The organism is Rhodanobacter sp. G1, from assembly GCF_055397855.1.
The window spans coordinates 2,895,030-2,909,924 of sequence record NZ_AP039674.1 but is presented as its reverse complement, the minus strand read 5'-3'; the positions used below and the strand labels follow the sequence as shown (position 1 = coordinate 2,909,924).

At 67.2% G+C, this 14,895-nt stretch carries 12 protein-coding genes and 1 riboswitch; of the genes, 7 read left to right on the top strand and 5 right to left on the bottom strand.

Annotation, left to right across the window (positions count from 1 at the left end; all coding sequences use genetic code 11):
* Nucleotides 1-196: 196 nt before the first annotated feature.
* The 4 genes from ACZ5Z2_RS13065 to ettA all read right to left on the bottom strand — a co-directional run bounded on the left by ACZ5Z2_RS13065 (nt 197) and on the right by ettA (nt 6,572).
* On the bottom strand, nt 197-3,163 hold the full coding sequence (locus ACZ5Z2_RS13065; protein ID WP_464759026.1) for a valine--tRNA ligase: 2,967 nt from the start codon (nt 3,161-3,163) through the stop codon (nt 197-199).
* 224 nt (nt 3,164-3,387) lie between these two features.
* Nucleotides 3,388-3,900, bottom strand: a complete 513-nt coding sequence (locus tag ACZ5Z2_RS13060) for a TrmH family RNA methyltransferase (RefSeq protein ID WP_464759025.1) — start codon at nt 3,898-3,900, stop codon at nt 3,388-3,390.
* A gap of 21 nt (nt 3,901-3,921) precedes the next feature.
* Nucleotides 3,922-4,737, bottom strand: a complete 816-nt coding sequence (gene pyrF / locus ACZ5Z2_RS13055) for an orotidine-5'-phosphate decarboxylase (protein WP_464759024.1) — start codon at nt 4,735-4,737, stop codon at nt 3,922-3,924.
* Between the two features lie 173 nt (nt 4,738-4,910).
* Nucleotides 4,911-6,572, bottom strand: a complete 1,662-nt coding sequence (gene ettA, locus ACZ5Z2_RS13050; RefSeq protein ID WP_464759023.1) for an energy-dependent translational throttle protein EttA — start codon at nt 6,570-6,572, stop codon at nt 4,911-4,913.
* Between the two features lie 261 nt (nt 6,573-6,833).
* Between ettA and ACZ5Z2_RS13045 the strand changes: the two genes are divergently transcribed.
* The 5 genes from ACZ5Z2_RS13045 (at nt 6,834) to ribD (ending at nt 11,285) form a co-directional block, all read left to right on the top strand.
* Nucleotides 6,834-7,592, top strand: coding sequence for a sulfite exporter TauE/SafE family protein (locus ACZ5Z2_RS13045; RefSeq protein ID WP_464759022.1), 759 nt, complete (start codon nt 6,834-6,836; stop codon nt 7,590-7,592).
* An 88-nt stretch (nt 7,593-7,680) separates the two neighbouring features.
* Complete coding sequence (gene glyA, locus ACZ5Z2_RS13040) at nt 7,681-8,949, top strand: serine hydroxymethyltransferase (protein ID WP_464759021.1); 1,269 nt, start codon at nt 7,681-7,683, stop codon at nt 8,947-8,949.
* A gap of 59 nt (nt 8,950-9,008) precedes the next feature.
* Complete coding sequence (locus tag ACZ5Z2_RS13035; RefSeq protein WP_464759020.1) at nt 9,009-9,419, top strand: pilin; 411 nt, start codon at nt 9,009-9,011, stop codon at nt 9,417-9,419.
* 3 nt (nt 9,420-9,422) lie between these two features.
* Complete coding sequence (nrdR, locus tag ACZ5Z2_RS13030; protein WP_464759019.1) at nt 9,423-9,953, top strand: transcriptional regulator NrdR; 531 nt, start codon at nt 9,423-9,425, stop codon at nt 9,951-9,953.
* Between the two features lie 150 nt (nt 9,954-10,103).
* On the top strand, nt 10,104-11,285 hold the full coding sequence (gene ribD, locus ACZ5Z2_RS13025; protein ID WP_464759018.1) for a bifunctional diaminohydroxyphosphoribosylaminopyrimidine deaminase/5-amino-6-(5-phosphoribosylamino)uracil reductase RibD: 1,182 nt from the start codon (nt 10,104-10,106) through the stop codon (nt 11,283-11,285).
* Nucleotides 11,286-11,295: 10 nt separating this feature from the next.
* On the opposite strand, the gene ACZ5Z2_RS13020 is transcribed toward ribD, so the two are convergent.
* Nucleotides 11,296-12,483, bottom strand: a complete 1,188-nt coding sequence (locus ACZ5Z2_RS13020) for a hypothetical protein (RefSeq protein WP_464759017.1) — start codon at nt 12,481-12,483, stop codon at nt 11,296-11,298.
* 109 nt (nt 12,484-12,592) lie between these two features.
* Nucleotides 12,593-12,810, top strand: a riboswitch (FMN riboswitch).
* 125 nt (nt 12,811-12,935) lie between these two features.
* Here ACZ5Z2_RS13020 and ACZ5Z2_RS13015 point away from each other — a divergent pair.
* Nucleotides 12,936-13,577, top strand: a complete 642-nt coding sequence (locus tag ACZ5Z2_RS13015) for a riboflavin synthase (RefSeq protein ID WP_464759016.1) — start codon at nt 12,936-12,938, stop codon at nt 13,575-13,577.
* A gap of 147 nt (nt 13,578-13,724) precedes the next feature.
* Entirely contained in the window at nt 13,725-14,816 is a 1,092-nt protein-coding gene (gene ribB, locus ACZ5Z2_RS13010; protein WP_464759015.1) for a 3,4-dihydroxy-2-butanone-4-phosphate synthase, read from the top strand.
* Nucleotides 14,817-14,895: the final 79 nt, after the last annotated feature.

The window sequence follows — 14,895 nt, the reverse complement described above, 5'->3', positions numbered from 1 at the left end:
TTGGACGGCCAAACGCCACCCAAAGGAGCGAGGCTGGTGCAAGGGTTGCCTGTTGTTGGTGCAATGGGCGGCCTGGGCTGCCTGCACTCATCGCGACCAGAGCCCCTCTCCCTCAGCACCTCTTCTCGCTCCCCAGAGCCGGCGCCATCCATGGCGCCTCCCCGCGTGCCCGCATGGCGGGAGAGGGGAGAAAGGCTCAGCCGGCGAGCTTCGCCGCTTGCTCGCGCAATGCCGTGAGCTGGGTGTTCCAGTCCACGATGCGCTGGCGCTCTTGCGCCACCACTTCCGCCGGGGCGTTGGCGACGAAGTTCGCGTTGCCGAGCTTGCCCTCGCACTTCTTGATCTCGCCTTCGATCCTGGCGATTTCCTTGGCGAGGCGCGCCTGTTCGGCGCCGAGGTCGATCAGGCCGGCCAGCGGGATCAGCACGCGCAGCGAGCCGACCACGGCAGCAGCGGTGGCGGGTTCCGCCGCGCCAGGCTCGATCCACGCGGGCGTTTCGGTGCGGGCGAGGAAGGCGATCTGCGCGGCGAACTTCGCGGTACGCGCGCGATCCGTTGCCTCACCGCCGGCGAGCAGCAGGGGGATGGTCTTGCCCGGCGCGATGTTCATCTCCGAGCGGATTTTGCGGATGCCGGAGAGCACCGCCTTGAACCACTCGATCTCGGCGGTGGCGGCGTCATCGGATGCGAAGTCGGCGGCCTGCGGGTACGTGGTCTGGAGAATGCTCTTTGTTGAAGAGTCCGGCAGGGATGCCGGGTTGTTCTTTGCGCTCATGGAGGAGCGCACCAGTACACGTGAAACCTCCTGGTAGATCTCCTCGGTGATGAACGGGATCACCGGGTGCAGCGCGCGCAGCACCGCTTCGAGCACCACCAGCAGCGTGCGGCGCGTGGACGCGGCGGCCTGCGCGTCGTCGCCATTCAACGCAGGCTTCGACAACTCCAGGAACCAGTCGCAGTACTCGTTCCACACGAACTCGTACAGCGCCTGCGCCAGGTGATCGAAGCGGTACGAAACGAAATGCTGCTCCACCTCGGCCAGCGTTTGCCCGAGGCGCGTGAGGATCCAGCGCTCTGCCTCGGTTGTCGGAACCGAGCCCCTCTCCCACTGGGAGAGGGGTTGGGGTGAGGGTACGGTCGTGCCGGAAGATTGCGCTCCGCCCGAACCCTCTCCCGGCGCATCCGCGCCACCCTCTCCCGCAGGGAGAGGCGAAACGTTCATCAGCACGAAGCGCGCCGCGTTCCACAGCTTGTTGCAGAACGCCTTGTAGCCCTCGGCGCGCTTCAGGTCGAAGTTGATGGTGCGGCTGTAGCTGGCCAGCGCGGCGAAGGTGAAGCGCAGCGCGTCGGTGCCGATGGCCTTGATGCCCTCGGGGTATTCCTTGCGGATGCGCTTCTCCACCTTTTCGCGCACCTGCGGGATCAGCAGCGACTTGGTGGATTTGGCCACCAGCGGTTCCAGTTCGATGCCATCGATCAAGTCCAGCGGATCCAGCGTGTTGCCCTTGGACTTGGACATCTTCTGGCCTTCGGCGTCGCGCACGATGGCGTTGATGTACACCTCGCGGAACGGCACCTGGCCGGTGAAGTACTTGGTCGCCATCACCATGCGGGCGACCCAGAAGAAGATGATGTCGAAGCCGGTGACCAGCACCGCGCTGGGCAGGTAGATGCGGTCGCGCGACCAGTCGGCGACCACGTTGCCATGCGCGTCCTTCACCGGGCCGTCCAGCGGCCAGCCCAGAGTGGAGAATGGCCACAGCGCGGAGCTGAACCAGGTGTCGAGCACGTCCTCGTCCTGCTTCAGCGCGCCCACCGGCGCGACCTGCGCATGCGTGCGCGCGTCGGCCTCGTCCTCGCCCACGAAGATGTTGCCGGCCTCGTCGTACCACGCCGGGATGCGATGGCCCCACCAGAGCTGGCGGCTGATGCACCAGTCCTGGATGTTGTCCAGCCACTGCGTGTAGGTGGTGCTCCAGTTCTCGGGCACGAACTTGATGTCGCCCGAGCGCACGGCGTCGAGCGCGGGTTCGGTGATCGCCTTGCGGCCGCCCGGACGGCCATCCGTTTGGACGTCCGAGGTGAGATCGACGAACCACTGGTCGGTGAGCATGGGCTCGATCACCGCGTCCGAGCGCTGGCTCACCGGCACCTGCAGCTTGTGCGCCTTGGTCTCGACCAGCAGGCCGGCGGCTTCGAGGTTGGCGAGTACTCGTTTACGAGCTTCGTAGCGGTCGAGGCCGCGGTAGGCTTCCGGCGCGTTCTCGTTGACCTTGGCGTCAAGCGTGAAGATCGTGATCGGCGCGAGCTTGTGGCGCTGGCCGATGGCGTAGTCGTTGAAGTCGTGCGCGGGGGTAATCTTCACACAGCCGGTGCCGAACTCGCGGTCGACGTAGTCGTCGGCGATCACCGGGATCTGGCGGTTCGACAGCGGCAGCGCGAGCATTCTGCCGATGAGGTGCGCATAGCGCTCGTCCTCCGGATGCACCGCCACGGCGACGTCGCCCAGCATGGTTTCCGGGCGGGTGGTGGCCACCACCAGCGACTCGTCGCTGCCGGCGACCGGGTAGCGGATCGACCACATGTGGCCGTCGCGCTCGACGTTGTTCACCTCAAGATCGGAAACGGCCGTGCCCAGCGCCGGATCCCAGTTCACCAGGCGGTTGCCGCGGTAGATCAGGCCCGCGCGGTACCACTCCACGAACACCTTGCGCACCGCGGCGGAAAGACCCTCGTCCATGGTGAAGCGCTCGCGCGACCAGTCGGCGGCGGCGCCGATGCGGCGCATCTGGTTGGTGATGGTGGAGCCGGATTCCTCCTTCCACTGCCACACGCGCTCCACGAACGGCTCGCGGCCCAAGTCATGGCGCGTCTTGCCCTCGGCGGCGAGCTGGTTCTCCACGATCTTCTGGGTGGCGATGCCCGCGTGGTCGGTGCCCACCTGCCACAGCACGTTCATGCCGCGCATGCGCTGGTAGCGCACCAGCATGTCCATCACGGTCTGCTGGAACGCGTGGCCCATGTGCAGCGTGCCGGTGACGTTGGGCGGCGGCAGCAGGATGCAGTAGGGCTCGCCCTGGCCCGACGGCCTGAACGCGCCGCCGGCTTCCCAGCGGGCGTACCACGTCGATTCGATCTGGGCGGGTTCGAAGCTCTTTTCCATGGGGACTCGCGATGGCGTGCCGATGGCGGCGCGCGGTTCAGGGGGCCAAACGGCCATTGTAAGGGGCGGGGCGCGGGGCGCCAAAGCACGCCAATGATGGTCTGAACAACCAGCTTCTTGCTCGTCATTCCTGCGAAAGCAGGAATCCAGCGCCTTTGTGTTCGATCGCTTGAAGGCACTGGATCCCAGCTTTCGCTGGGATGACGAACAAAATCAGAGCTTCCCTAAGCCAGCTTGCCCGCGATGACGTAGGCCGCGATGGCGCAGGCGCTGGCCACGTTCATCGAAGAGTTTCCGCCGCACATGGGGATGTGCACGGTGGCGTCGGAGGCGTCCAGCAGCGGCTGGCAGATGCCGGCGCTCTCGTTGCCGAGGATCAGGCAGATGCGCTCGCCCGGCGCGACGGGGAGTTCGGCGAGGTCGATGCTGGTGGAGCTGATTTCCAGGCTGACGACCCGATAGCCGGCCCGTTTCAGCGCTGCCACGACCGGCAGCGGATCGTCGGCCTGCACGAAGGGCATGCGCTGCTCGGTGGTGCGTGCGGCCTTGCGCGCCTTCGGGTGTGCCGGCGAGCAGGAATGGCCGGTGAGGATGATCTTCTCGATGCCCAGCGCGTCGGCGAGGCGGAACAGGCTGCCCACGTTGGCGGGCCGCCGCACGTCGTGCGCAAGCAGGCAGAGCGCGTGCGTCGTGGGCGTGGGCTGGTGCGCGCGGTGGCCGAGCTGCGTGTTCTGCATGCCGCGCTCCACGCGCAACGATCAGGGGCGATGGCGATTGATGGTGTCGCGCAGATCCTGCGCAGCGACGCGCGCGGCCTGCGCGAAGTCCTCGCCGCTGCCGGCATAGAGGATGGCGCGCGAGGAACTGATCATCAGGCCGTTGCCGTCGGCAGTGAGGCCATGCCTGAGCACGGCTTCCACGTCGCCGCCTTGTGCGCCGATGCCAGGCACCAGCAACGGCATGCCGCCGACCACGGCGCGCACCTTGCCCAGTTCCTCCGGCCAGGTGGCGCCGGTGACCAGCGCGCAGTTGCCGTGCGTGTTCCAGTCGCGGGCGATGGTCTCGGCCACGCGCAGGTAGAGCGGGGCGCCGCCGCAGTCCAGCGCCTGGAAGTCGGCGCCGCCGGGGTTGGATGTGCGGCAGAGCAGGATCACGCCCTTGTCGGCGCGGTCGAGGAAGGGCTGGATCGAATCGCGGCCCAGGTACGGATTCAAGGTCACCGCATCCGCCCGGTAGCGCTCGAACGCCTCGCTGGCGTAGTGCTGCGCGGTGCTGCCGATGTCGCCGCGCTTGGCGTCAAGGATCACCGGCACGCCGGGGTGCCTGTCGTGGATATGCGCGATCAGCCGTTCCAGCGCTTCCTCGGCACGCAGCGCGGCGAAGTGGGCGATCTGCGGCTTGAAGGTGCAGACAAGGTCGGCGGTGGCGTCGACGATGGCGCGGCAGAACTCGAACACCGCGTCGGGGCGGCTCTGCAGATGCGTGGGGAATTTCGCAGGTTCGGGGTCGAGGCCGACGCAGACGAGGGAGCGGTTGCGCTGCCATGCGGCTTGCAGGGATTGCATGAAGTGCACGGGGAACTCCTCGTCGCCGCTTTTGCTCCCTCTCCCCTCCGGGGAGTGGGTTGGGGTGAGGGGACAGTCTTGCGATGTGGGCTGTCTGGAACGTGGTTCTGATGAGGACAGGGGCCAGCCTTGGCCCCTCACCCCAGCCCTCTCCCAGGAGGGGAGAGGGGGAAGTGCGCGGCTCAGGCGAGCTTCTTGTACTTCACCCGATGCGGCCTGGCCGCTTCGTCGCCCAGGCGGCGCTTCTTGTCGGCTTCGTACTCGTTGTAGTTGCCGGGGAAGAACTCCACGTGCGAGTCGCCTTCGAACGCGATGATGTGCGTGGCGATGCGGTCGAGGAACCAGCGGTCATGCGAGATCACGATCGCGCTGCCGGGAAATTCCAGCAGCGCGTCTTCCAGCGCGCGCAGGGTTTCCACGTCGAGGTCGTTCGACGGTTCGTCGAGCAGCAGCACGTTGCCACCCTGAAGCAGGGTCTTGGCCATGTGCAGGCGGCCGCGTTCGCCGCCGGACAGGCTGCCGACGATCTTCTGCTGGTCGGTGCCCTTGAAATTGAAGCGGCCGATGTAGGCGCGCGACTGGATTTCGAAGTTGCCGATGGTGAGGATGTCCGAACCGCCGGAGACTTCCTGCCACACGTTGTTCTTCGGGTCGAGCGCGTCGCGCGACTGGTCGACGTAGGCCAGCTTGGTGGTGTGGCCCAGCTTCACCTCGCCCGAGTCCGGCGACTCCTTGCCCATGATCATCTTCATCAGGGTGGATTTGCCGGCGCCGTTGGGGCCGATCACGCCGATGATCGCGCCCGGCGGCACCTTGAACGACAGATCCTCGATCAGCATGCGGTCGCCGAACGACTTGGTGACATTCTTGAACTCGATCACTTCCTGGCCCAGGCGCTCGCCCGGCGGGATGAAGATCTCGTTGGTCTCGTTGCGGCGCTGGTAGTCGACCGAGTTCAGTTCCTCGAAACGGGCCAGACGCGCCTTGCCCTTGGACTGGCGGCCCTTGGCGGCCGAGCGCACCCACTCCAGCTCCTTCTCGATCGCCTTCTGGCGCGACTTCTCCTGGTTGGCTTCCTGCTTCAGGCGCGCGTCCTTCTGCTCCAGCCACTCGGTGTAGTTGCCCTTCCACGGGATGCCGCGGCCGCGGTCGAGCTCGAGGATCCACTCGGCGGCGTTGTCGAGGAAGTAGCGGTCATGGGTGACCGCCACCACGGTGCCGGGGTAGTCGTGCAGGAACTGCTCCAGCCAGTCGACGGACTCGGCGTCGAGATGGTTGGTGGGTTCGTCCAGCAGCAGCATGTCGGGCTTGGACAGCAGCAGGCGGCACAGCGCCACGCGGCGCTTCTCGCCGCCGGACAGCGGGCCGACCTTGGCATCCCAGGCCGGCAGGCGCAGCGCGTCGGCGGCCACTTCGAGCTGGCGCTCCAGCGCGTGGGCGTCGTTCGCGGCCAGGATGCCTTCCAACTGTTCCTGCTCCTTGGCCAGCGCGTCGAAATCGGCGCCTTCCTCGGCGTAGGCGGCGTAGACCTCTTCCAGCCGCTTCTGCGCGTCGAGGATCACCGACACGCCTTCCTCGACCACTTCGCGCACGGTCTTTTCCGGGTTCAGATCCGGTTCCTGCGCCAGGTAGCCGACCTTGGTGCCGGGTTGCGCCCGCGCCTCGCCCTGGAAGTCGGTATCCACGCCGGCCATGATCTTCAGCACGGTGGACTTGCCCGCGCCATTGACGCCGAGCAGGCCGATCTTCGCGCCGGGGAAGAACGACAGCGAGATGTCCTTGATGATCTGGCGCTTCGGGGGAACGATCTTGCTCACCCCGTTCATGGTGTAGATGTATTGCATGCGTGCTCCTGAAGGCGATCCGCTGGCCGCCGCAGCGGCCGGGCACAGGTAAGGGAATCAAAGACCGCCAATTATCGCCGATAGGGCGTTTCCCCGCCATGGCGGGCTGGCAGAATGGCGGCTTCGCATCGTCTTCCCGCGCAGGCGGGAATCCAACGCCTGTGCATTGCGCGAAGCACCGGCACTGGATCCCGGCCTTCGCCGGGATGACGGGCGAAGCGGGGTATCCGCCCCTTTCACGCCACTCCGGATCCGTTGACTATGCACGCCACCTGGTCGCTGTCCGTGCTCATCCTCATCTCGTTCGCCGCCGGCGTGCAGAACGCGCTGGCGGGCGGGGGCTCGTTCATGACCTTCCCGGCGCTGCTGTTCGCCGGCCTCGACCCGCGCGCGGCGAACATCGCCTCGACCATCGCGCTGTTTCCGGGGCAGGTGACCACTGGCCTGGCGGGGCGCAGGCAGGTTTCCGGCGCCGAGGGCCTGTCCTTCCGCACGCTGTTCTGGGTCAGCCTGGCCGGCGGTGCGGCGGGCGCGGTGCTGCTGCTGGTGACGCCAGTCAGCGTGTTCACCCGGCTGGTGCCGTTCCTGGTGCTGTTCGCCACCGTGGTGTTCGCCTGGGGCAGTTTCTTCCGCACGCCGCGCAAGGAAGGCGATCCGCCGGCGCTGGGCCGAAAGGCGGCGCTGGCGGCGCAGGCCGGCATCGCCGTCTACGGCGGCTATTTCGGCGCCGGCATCGGCATCCTGATGCTGGCGGCGCTGACCGCGGCGGGGCTGGGCGTGCGCGTGGCCGGCGCCACCAAGAACGTGCTGGCCGCCGTGATGAACGCGGCGGCGGTGGTGATCTTCCTGGCGCAGGCACATGTGCTGCCGTGGCTGCTGATTGCCTGCGTGGCGGTGCCAGCCATCGTCGGCGGGCAGATCGGTGCCTTCCTGCTGCGCCGGGTCAACGAGAAGGCATTGCGCGTGGTCGTGGTGTGCATTGGCATCGCGTTGACCGTGGGGCTGTTCGTCAAGCAATAAACGCGTCCGGACGGCCATTCGCGGCCCGGCGCACCGGCTGCGCTATCATGGGTGGCCCCTTTCCCATCCCCGCGTTCACGAGGTTCGAATGTTCCCGAAGGACTGCACCATCGCCGGTTACGACTCCGAACTGGCCCAGGCCATCGCCGATGAAGGTCGCCGCCAGGAGGATCACGTCGAGCTGATCGCCTCCGAGAACTACGCCAGCCCGCGGGTGATGGAAGCGCAGGGTTCCAAGCTCACCAACAAGTACGCCGAGGGCTATCCGGGCAAGCGCTACTACGGCGGCTGCGAGTACGTGGACGTGGCCGAGAAGCTGGCCATCGAGCGTGTGAAGCAGCTGTTCGGCGCCGACTACGCCAACGTGCAGCCGCACTCCGGTTCGCAGGCCAACCAGGCGGTGTACTTCGCGCTGCTGCAGCCGGGCGACACCATCCTCGGCATGAGCCTGGCGCACGGCGGCCACCTCACCCACGGCGCCAAGGTCAACCTGTCGGGCAAGATCCTCAACGCCGTGCAGTACGGCGTGGACGCCAACGGCATCGTCGACATGGACGAGGTCGAGCGCCTCGCCGTCGAGCACAAGCCGAAGATGATCGTGGCCGGCTTCAGCGCCTATTCGCAGGTGATGGACTGGGCGCGCTTCCGCGCCATCGCCGACAAGGTCGGCGCGTACCTGTTCGTGGACATGGCCCACGTCGCCGGTCTCGTTGCCGCGGGCGTCTACCCAAGCCCGCTGCCGCACGCGCACGTGGTCACCTCCACCACCCACAAGACCCTGCGCGGCCCGCGCGGCGGCATCATCGTCGCCAGCAGGCAGGGTATGGGTGAGGGAGCCGAGGAGATCGAGAAGAAGCTGCAGTCCATCGTGTTCCCCGGCATCCAGGGCGGCCCGCTGATGCACGTGATCGCCGCCAAGGCGGTGGCCTTCAAGGAAGCGCTGGAGCCGGCCTTCAAGGACTACCAGGCGCAAGTGGTGAAGAACGCCAAGGCGATGGCGAAGACCATCATCGCGCGCGGCTACAAGATCGTTTCCGGCGGCACCGAGAACCACCTGATGCTGATCGACATGATCGGCAAGGGCGTCACCGGCAAGGACGCGGAAGCGGCGCTGGGCAAGGCCCACATCACGGTCAACAAGAACGCCGTGCCGAACGACCCGCAGAAGCCCTTCGTCACCTCGGGCCTGCGCGTGGGTACGCCCGCCGTCACCACCCGCGGCTACCTGGAGGCCGACTGCGTCGACCTCGCCAACTGGATCTGCGACGTGCTCGACGCGCCGAACGACGAGGCGGTGATCGCCGCCGTGCGCGGCAAGGTCGAGGCGCAGTGCAAGAAGTATCCTGTCTACGGCTGAACCCTCAAAAGGAATAGCGATTTATGAACAGGCGTAAGGGAATGCGTGGACGTTCAGGCATGGAAATGCTGGTCGTGGTCATTCTTGGCGGCGTCTTGGTGATTTACTTCATGCACCGAATGGCGGTCACGTCGCAGGCGAAAGTCCATGTCGAGCTGGCGATCAAAGCCGCCGCCGTGATCGAGCAGAAGGCCGTGGCGTATCACGAGGACAACAAGGCGTGGCCGGACAGCGTCTACGACATGCACGCGGAATCGCACATGGTTGCCGGTGCAGTGGCGTTCGACGTGGAGTTTTCGGACGGGCAGCTGACCCTGCAGTTCGACACCGATCAGGGGCGTCTTGCCGGCAAGACGCTGGTACTCAAGCCGCAACGGGTGGGTTACACCGATAATTGGTCCTGGTCGTGCGACGGTGGAACCTTGGATAACGATTACCGGCCGAAGGCTTGTCTGCCTTACACGCTTTAAAGCATGCACTGCCCCTTCTGCCAGCACGAAGACACCCGCGTGATCGACTCGCGGCTCACCGAGGACGGTGCCACCGTGCGCCGTCGCCGCGAGTGCCCGCAGTGCGGCGAGCGCTTCAACACCTTCGAGACGGCGGAGCTGAAGCTGCCAGCCATCGTGAAGAGCGGCGAGCGGCGCGAGGCTTTCGACGAGCGCAAGCTCAGGGTGAGCTTCGAGCGCGCGCTGCAGAAGCGCCCGGTGGCCAGCCACGACGTGGACAGCGCGGTGCGCGAAATCGTCAACGACCTGCGCCGCAGCGGCGAGCGCGAGGTGCCCTCGCGCCAGGTCGGCGAGCTGGTGATGCGCGAACTGAAGAAGCTCGACCAGGTGGCCTACGTGCGCTTCGCCTCGGTCTACCGCAAGTTCGAGGACGTGCAGGCCTTCCTCGAGGAAATCGCGCGGCTGGAACACGACCTGCCCGAACTGGAGAAGCTGCAGCTGTCGCTGCTGGGCAGCGGCGAAGGCGTGGGGCCGCGCCGTTCCCGCAAGGGCTGAGCGCTTTCTCCCTCTCCCCTCCGGGGAGAGGGCCGGGGTGAGGGGCCAATCTTGCCTCGACCAGCATTCGAAGCGCACGTCGATGCGACACTATCGCCAGCCCCATCCCCTCACCTCAGTCCTCTCCCCGGAGGGGAGAGGAAGACCAGCATGACCTTCACCGCCGTCGACCACCAGCACATGGCGCAGGCGTTGCGTCTTGCCGAACGCGGCCTCAACACCACGCAACCCAACCCGCGCGTGGGCTGCGTGATCGTGCATGGCGACGAGGTGGTCGGCAGCGGCTGGCACCAGCGCGCGGGCGAGCCGCACGCCGAAGTGCATGCGCTGCGCGCGGCCGGTGAACGCGCGCGCGGCGCCACCGCTTACGTGACGCTGGAACCCTGCGCGCATCACGGCCGCACGCCGCCGTGTGCCGATGCGCTGGTCGCCGCCGGCGTGGCGCGCGTGGTGGTCGCGGCGGAGGATCCATTCCCGCAGGTGGCGGGTCGTGGCATCGGGAAGCTTCGCGCCGCCGGCATCGCCGTGGATACCGGCCTGCTGCGCGACGAGGCGCGCGAACTCAACATCGGCTTCTTCAGCCGCATCGAGCGCGGACGCCCGTTCGTGCGGGTGAAGCTGGCGATGAGCCTGGACGGCCGCACCGCGCTGGCCGACGGCGAGTCGAAGTGGATCACCGGCGAAGCCGCGCGCGCCGACGTGCAGCGCTGGCGTGCGCGCAGCTCGGCCATCCTCACCGGCAGCGGCACCGTGCTGGCGGACGACCCCCGGCTCACCGTGCGGCTGGGCGACGATGCCTCGCATGCCCCGTCATTCCAGCGAAAGCTGGAATCCAGTGCCACTGGCGCCGCGCTGGACGAGAATCGCTGGATCCCGACTTTCGGCGGAGCGCCGCCGCCGTTGCGCGTGGTGCTTGATCGCCAGTTGCGCACCCCCGCCGGCAGCCATGTGCTGGATGGCTCCGTACCCACGCTGCTGCTGCATGGCGAGCAGGCAGCCACGACCGATGCCCGTTTCACGCAGGTCGAACGCGCCGTGGTGACGGAGCAGGGAGGCGCGCTGGATTTGCACGCGGTGCTGGCGCTGCTGGCCGCACGCGACGTCAATGAACTGCACGTCGAAGCGGGCCCCGCCCTGTGCGGCGCGCTGTTCGCCGCCGGCCTGGTCGATGAGTTGCTGCTGTACGTGGCGCCCTTGCTGCTGGGCGATAGCGCCCGTCCGTTGCTGCGGCTACCCCCGCTGGCGGAGATGGCCGCGCGCTGGCAATTGCAGCTGATCGACCAGCGCATGCTGGGGCCGGATCTGCGCCTGCGCCTGCGGCCCGTCGCGTAGCCCGGAGACGCTACGGCAGCAAGCCCAGCCGCCCCGGATGCTTGCGCACCGCCGCCCACGGAAGCACCGACCAGTCGTCGTTGGCCTCGCAGGCGCGGGCCACGCGGGCGAAGGAGGGGCCGATGAACAAGCCCCTGGGCGTCATGTGCCAGCTCACGAACTGCCACACGCTGGGGTCGTCGTAGCCGCAGTCGTCCTCGCTTCCCGTCGATTTCATCTCTTGCGGGTAGATCCGTTGCCATTGCCGTACCAGCCAGGGCGCGAGAGCCTGTCCGCGGTAGTCCGACCATGCGTCGAAGCTGGCCGAACCGGGTTGCGGGTTGTCGTCGGCATCCGTGAAGTAGTGCAGCGGCTTGCCCTTGCCCACCCACAGGAGGTCTTCCAGCGTCAGCGGTTGCGCGGTGTGCGCGTCGAGGTTGATTGCCGCATCGCCGAAGTCCGGGTGGGCGCCGCCACAGTAGTAACTGGTGAACACGCTGACGCTGACGAGGTTTGCCGTGAGCAGGCGCGGCGTCACCGTCTGCTCGTAGTCGCCCTCGTTGAAATGGTTGAACAGGCAGTCGTAGTAGCTGCCGGTTTCCTGCCACATCCGATCCATCAGCACTTGGTTGATGCGCGCGAGCTCGGTTGGCGGATAGCCGTCCAGGATCTTGAAGAACGCGATGCCGGCGTCAGGCACGCGCCACCATTGCAAGGTGTGGCCCATGAAGGTTTCGCGCTTGCCGGCCTGCGGCTTGAGGCCGGCCAGGCGCAGGTAGCCGTAGCGATCGCTGGCGTAGAGCTGCCTGAGCCAGGGCGGTGCATCGGCGGCGGGTGGCGCGACCTTGGCCGGCGCGAGCACGATGGGCAGGGCCTTGCCCTTGGCGTCCTGCCAGTTGCCGCGCCAGCCGCCGCCGGCTTGCCGCTCCAGCGTGACGAGCGGGCCGCTGGCATCGTCATCCCAGCCTTCGCGCAGTTGCAGGTGGCCGTCGCTGGCCGTCTTGCCCGACAAGGCGATGTCGCGATGGTGGCGCACGTAGAAATAGCGGCCGGCCGTGATGGCGCCCTCGCCGGGCGTGAGTTCCAGCACGATGGCCTGCTTGCCCAGTGTGCCGGTGTAGACGCTGGGCGGCGGGTCGTCGGCATGCGCGGTCGCTAGCCAGGAACTGGCCAGCAAGACGACGAGCGACAGCAGCCAGCCGTATCGATACGTGCGCATGGGAACCTCCTTGGCGTGGGTCTCCATGATGCCGCAGCGCGCTGGCGGATGCCGGGCCGGGGAGTGGCGCGATGCAGGCGTGGTAAGCTGCGCGAGCCGGTTTGCCGGCAAGCGTCTTCAGGGCGGGGTGGAATTCCCCACCGGCGGTAGGCCTTTCGGGGCGAGCCCGCGAGCGCCCACGGAGTCATGCGAGTCCCTCGCAGAAAACCGCGCATCCATGTGCGGACTTTTCAGATTCCGCGGGGTCAGCAGATCCGGTCGAATGCCGGAGCCGACGGTTGGAAACGGGCGACCGCTTCCTCACAGTCCGGATGAAAGAAGACGGTTCGACGCGCGGCCCTGCCGTGCGGCGGCCTCATGCCTTGGGGCGTTCTCGCTCGTTTCCATGGAGAACGTTTCATGATCCTGCTTGTATTCCATGCCGTGGCGGCCTTTCCCGGGAGGCTGCGCTGATGTTCACCGGCATCATCCAGACCGTGGGCCGCGTCAACCGGCTCGAACCGCGCGGCGGCGATCTGCGCCTGCACGTCGACACCGCCGACCTCGATCTTGCCGACGTGCAGCTCGGCGATTCCATCGCCGTCTCCGGCGTGTGCCTCACCGCGGTGGCGCTGGAGGCGCGCGGCTTCGCCGCCGACGTTTCCAACGAAACGCTGTCGCTCACCACGCTGGGCGGACTCAAGGCCGGCGACCCGGTGAACCTGGAGAAGGCGCTGCGCCTGGCCGACCGCCTGGGCGGCCATCTTGTTTCCGGCCATGTCGACGGGCTAGGCAAGGTGGCGTCGGTGACGCCGGACGGCCGCTCGCAGCGCTGGACGTTCGAGGTGCCGGCCAGCCTGGTGCGCTACATCGCCGCGAAAGGCTCGGTGTGCATCGACGGCACCAGCCTCACCGTGAACGAAGTGGGCGGCAACCGCTTCGGGGTCAACCTGATTCCGCACACCGTCGAGCGCACCACCTTCCACGCGAAGCGTGCAGGCGATGCGGTGAACATCGAGGTGGACGTGATTGCGCGCTACGTCGAACGGCTGATCGGCGGCGGCGACGCGCCGAAGCTCGACGAGGCCTTTCTCAAGCAGCACGGCTTCGCCTGATCTTTTCGCCTGACCTTCACACCGTCATTCCGGCGGAGGCCGGAATCCAGCGACTTTGCTTTCTGATTGCCAGTCGAGCGAGGGCCAAAGGCACTGGATTCCAGCTTGCGCTGGAATGACGAATCTTCTTCGAACCCGGATACCCCCATGCCTTTCAACACCATTCCCGAAATCCTCGACGACCTGCGCGCCGGCCGCATGGTGGTGATCCTCGACGACGAAGACCGCGAGAACGAAGGCGACATCGTGATGGCCGCGCAGATGGTGCGGCCGGAGGACGTCAACTTCATGGTGCGCGAGGCGCGCGGCCTGCTCTGCCTCACGCTCACCGAGCAGCGCACGCGCCAGTTGGGCCTCAAACCCATGGTCAGCGACAACACTTCGCCGTACCACACCAACTTCACTGTCTCGATCGAGGCGGCCGAGGGCGTCACCACCGGCATCTCCGCGCACGACCGCGCGCGCACCATCCAGGTGGCAGTGAAGTCGGACGCGAGGCCGCAGGATCTATCGCAACCCGGCCACATCTTCCCGCTCACCGCGCAGCCCGGCGGCGTGCTCACCCGCGCCGGTCATACCGAGGCGGGTTGCGACCTTGCCGCACTGGCCGGGCTGGAGCCGGCATCGGTGCTGATCGAGATCCTGCACGAGGACGGTTCGATGGCGCGCCGCCCCGAGCTGGAAGTGTTCGCCCGGAAGCACGGCCTGAAGATCGGCACCATCGCCGACCTGATCCGCTACCGGCTGGAAACCGAGAAGACCATCCAGCGCGTGCACGAGGAAGAAGTGGACACCGAGTTCGGCCCGTTCCGGCTCATTGCGTACCGCGACGCGATCCGCCATGGCCTGCACTACGCCCTGGTGCGCGGCACGGTGGACGACGGCGCGCCGGTGCTCAGCCGCGTGCACGTGCGCAACACCTTGTCCGATGTGCTGCACCTCAAGCGCGACGATCTTGGCCTCACCGTTACCGGCGCCTTGCGCCGCATCGCCGACGAGGGGCGGGGGGTGCTGCTGGTGCTCTCCGGCGAGGACACCCCGGATGCGTTGCTGGCACGGCTCAAGCGCCAGCCCGAGACGCTAGAACCGGAAGTTGCGCAGCAGCAAGAGTGGCGCCAGCTTGGCCTCGGTGCGCAGATGCTGGCCGACCTCGGCGTGCACAAGCTGCGCGTGCTGGGCACGCCGCGCAAGCTGGTGGGGCTGGCCGGCTTCGGGCTGGAAGTCGTCGAACACGTGTAGGCATGTCTTCCGCGCTTGCCCGCAATCGGGGCAAGCGCACGCGCGCTGTGCTCCCGAGGAATTGAATTGCCCGGTGCCC

What these genes read in the sequence shown, in the direction of transcription:
- ACZ5Z2_RS13045 (WP_464759022.1), top strand. Translation starts at nt 6,834, where the DNA reads ATGCACGCCACCTGGTCGCTGTCCGTGCTCATCCTCATCTCGTTCGCC.
- ACZ5Z2_RS13035 (WP_464759020.1), top strand. Translation starts at nt 9,009, where the DNA reads ATGGAAATGCTGGTCGTGGTCATTCTTGGCGGCGTCTTGGTGATTTAC.
- glyA (WP_464759021.1), top strand. Translation starts at nt 7,681, where the DNA reads ATGTTCCCGAAGGACTGCACCATCGCCGGTTACGACTCCGAACTGGCC.
- ribB (WP_464759015.1), top strand. Translation starts at nt 13,725, where the DNA reads ATGCCTTTCAACACCATTCCCGAAATCCTCGACGACCTGCGCGCCGGC.
- ACZ5Z2_RS13060 (WP_464759025.1), bottom strand. Translation starts at nt 3,900, where the DNA reads ATGCAGAACACGCAGCTCGGCCACCGCGCGCACCAGCCCACGCCCACG.
- ACZ5Z2_RS13020 (WP_464759017.1), bottom strand. Translation starts at nt 12,483, where the DNA reads ATGCGCACGTATCGATACGGCTGGCTGCTGTCGCTCGTCGTCTTGCTG.
- nrdR (WP_464759019.1), top strand. Translation starts at nt 9,423, where the DNA reads ATGCACTGCCCCTTCTGCCAGCACGAAGACACCCGCGTGATCGACTCG.
- ACZ5Z2_RS13015 (WP_464759016.1), top strand. Translation starts at nt 12,936, where the DNA reads ATGTTCACCGGCATCATCCAGACCGTGGGCCGCGTCAACCGGCTCGAA.
- ACZ5Z2_RS13065 (WP_464759026.1), bottom strand. Translation starts at nt 3,163, where the DNA reads ATGGAAAAGAGCTTCGAACCCGCCCAGATCGAATCGACGTGGTACGCC.
- ribD (WP_464759018.1), top strand. Translation starts at nt 10,104, where the DNA reads ATGACCTTCACCGCCGTCGACCACCAGCACATGGCGCAGGCGTTGCGT.
- ettA (WP_464759023.1), bottom strand. Translation starts at nt 6,572, where the DNA reads ATGCAATACATCTACACCATGAACGGGGTGAGCAAGATCGTTCCCCCG.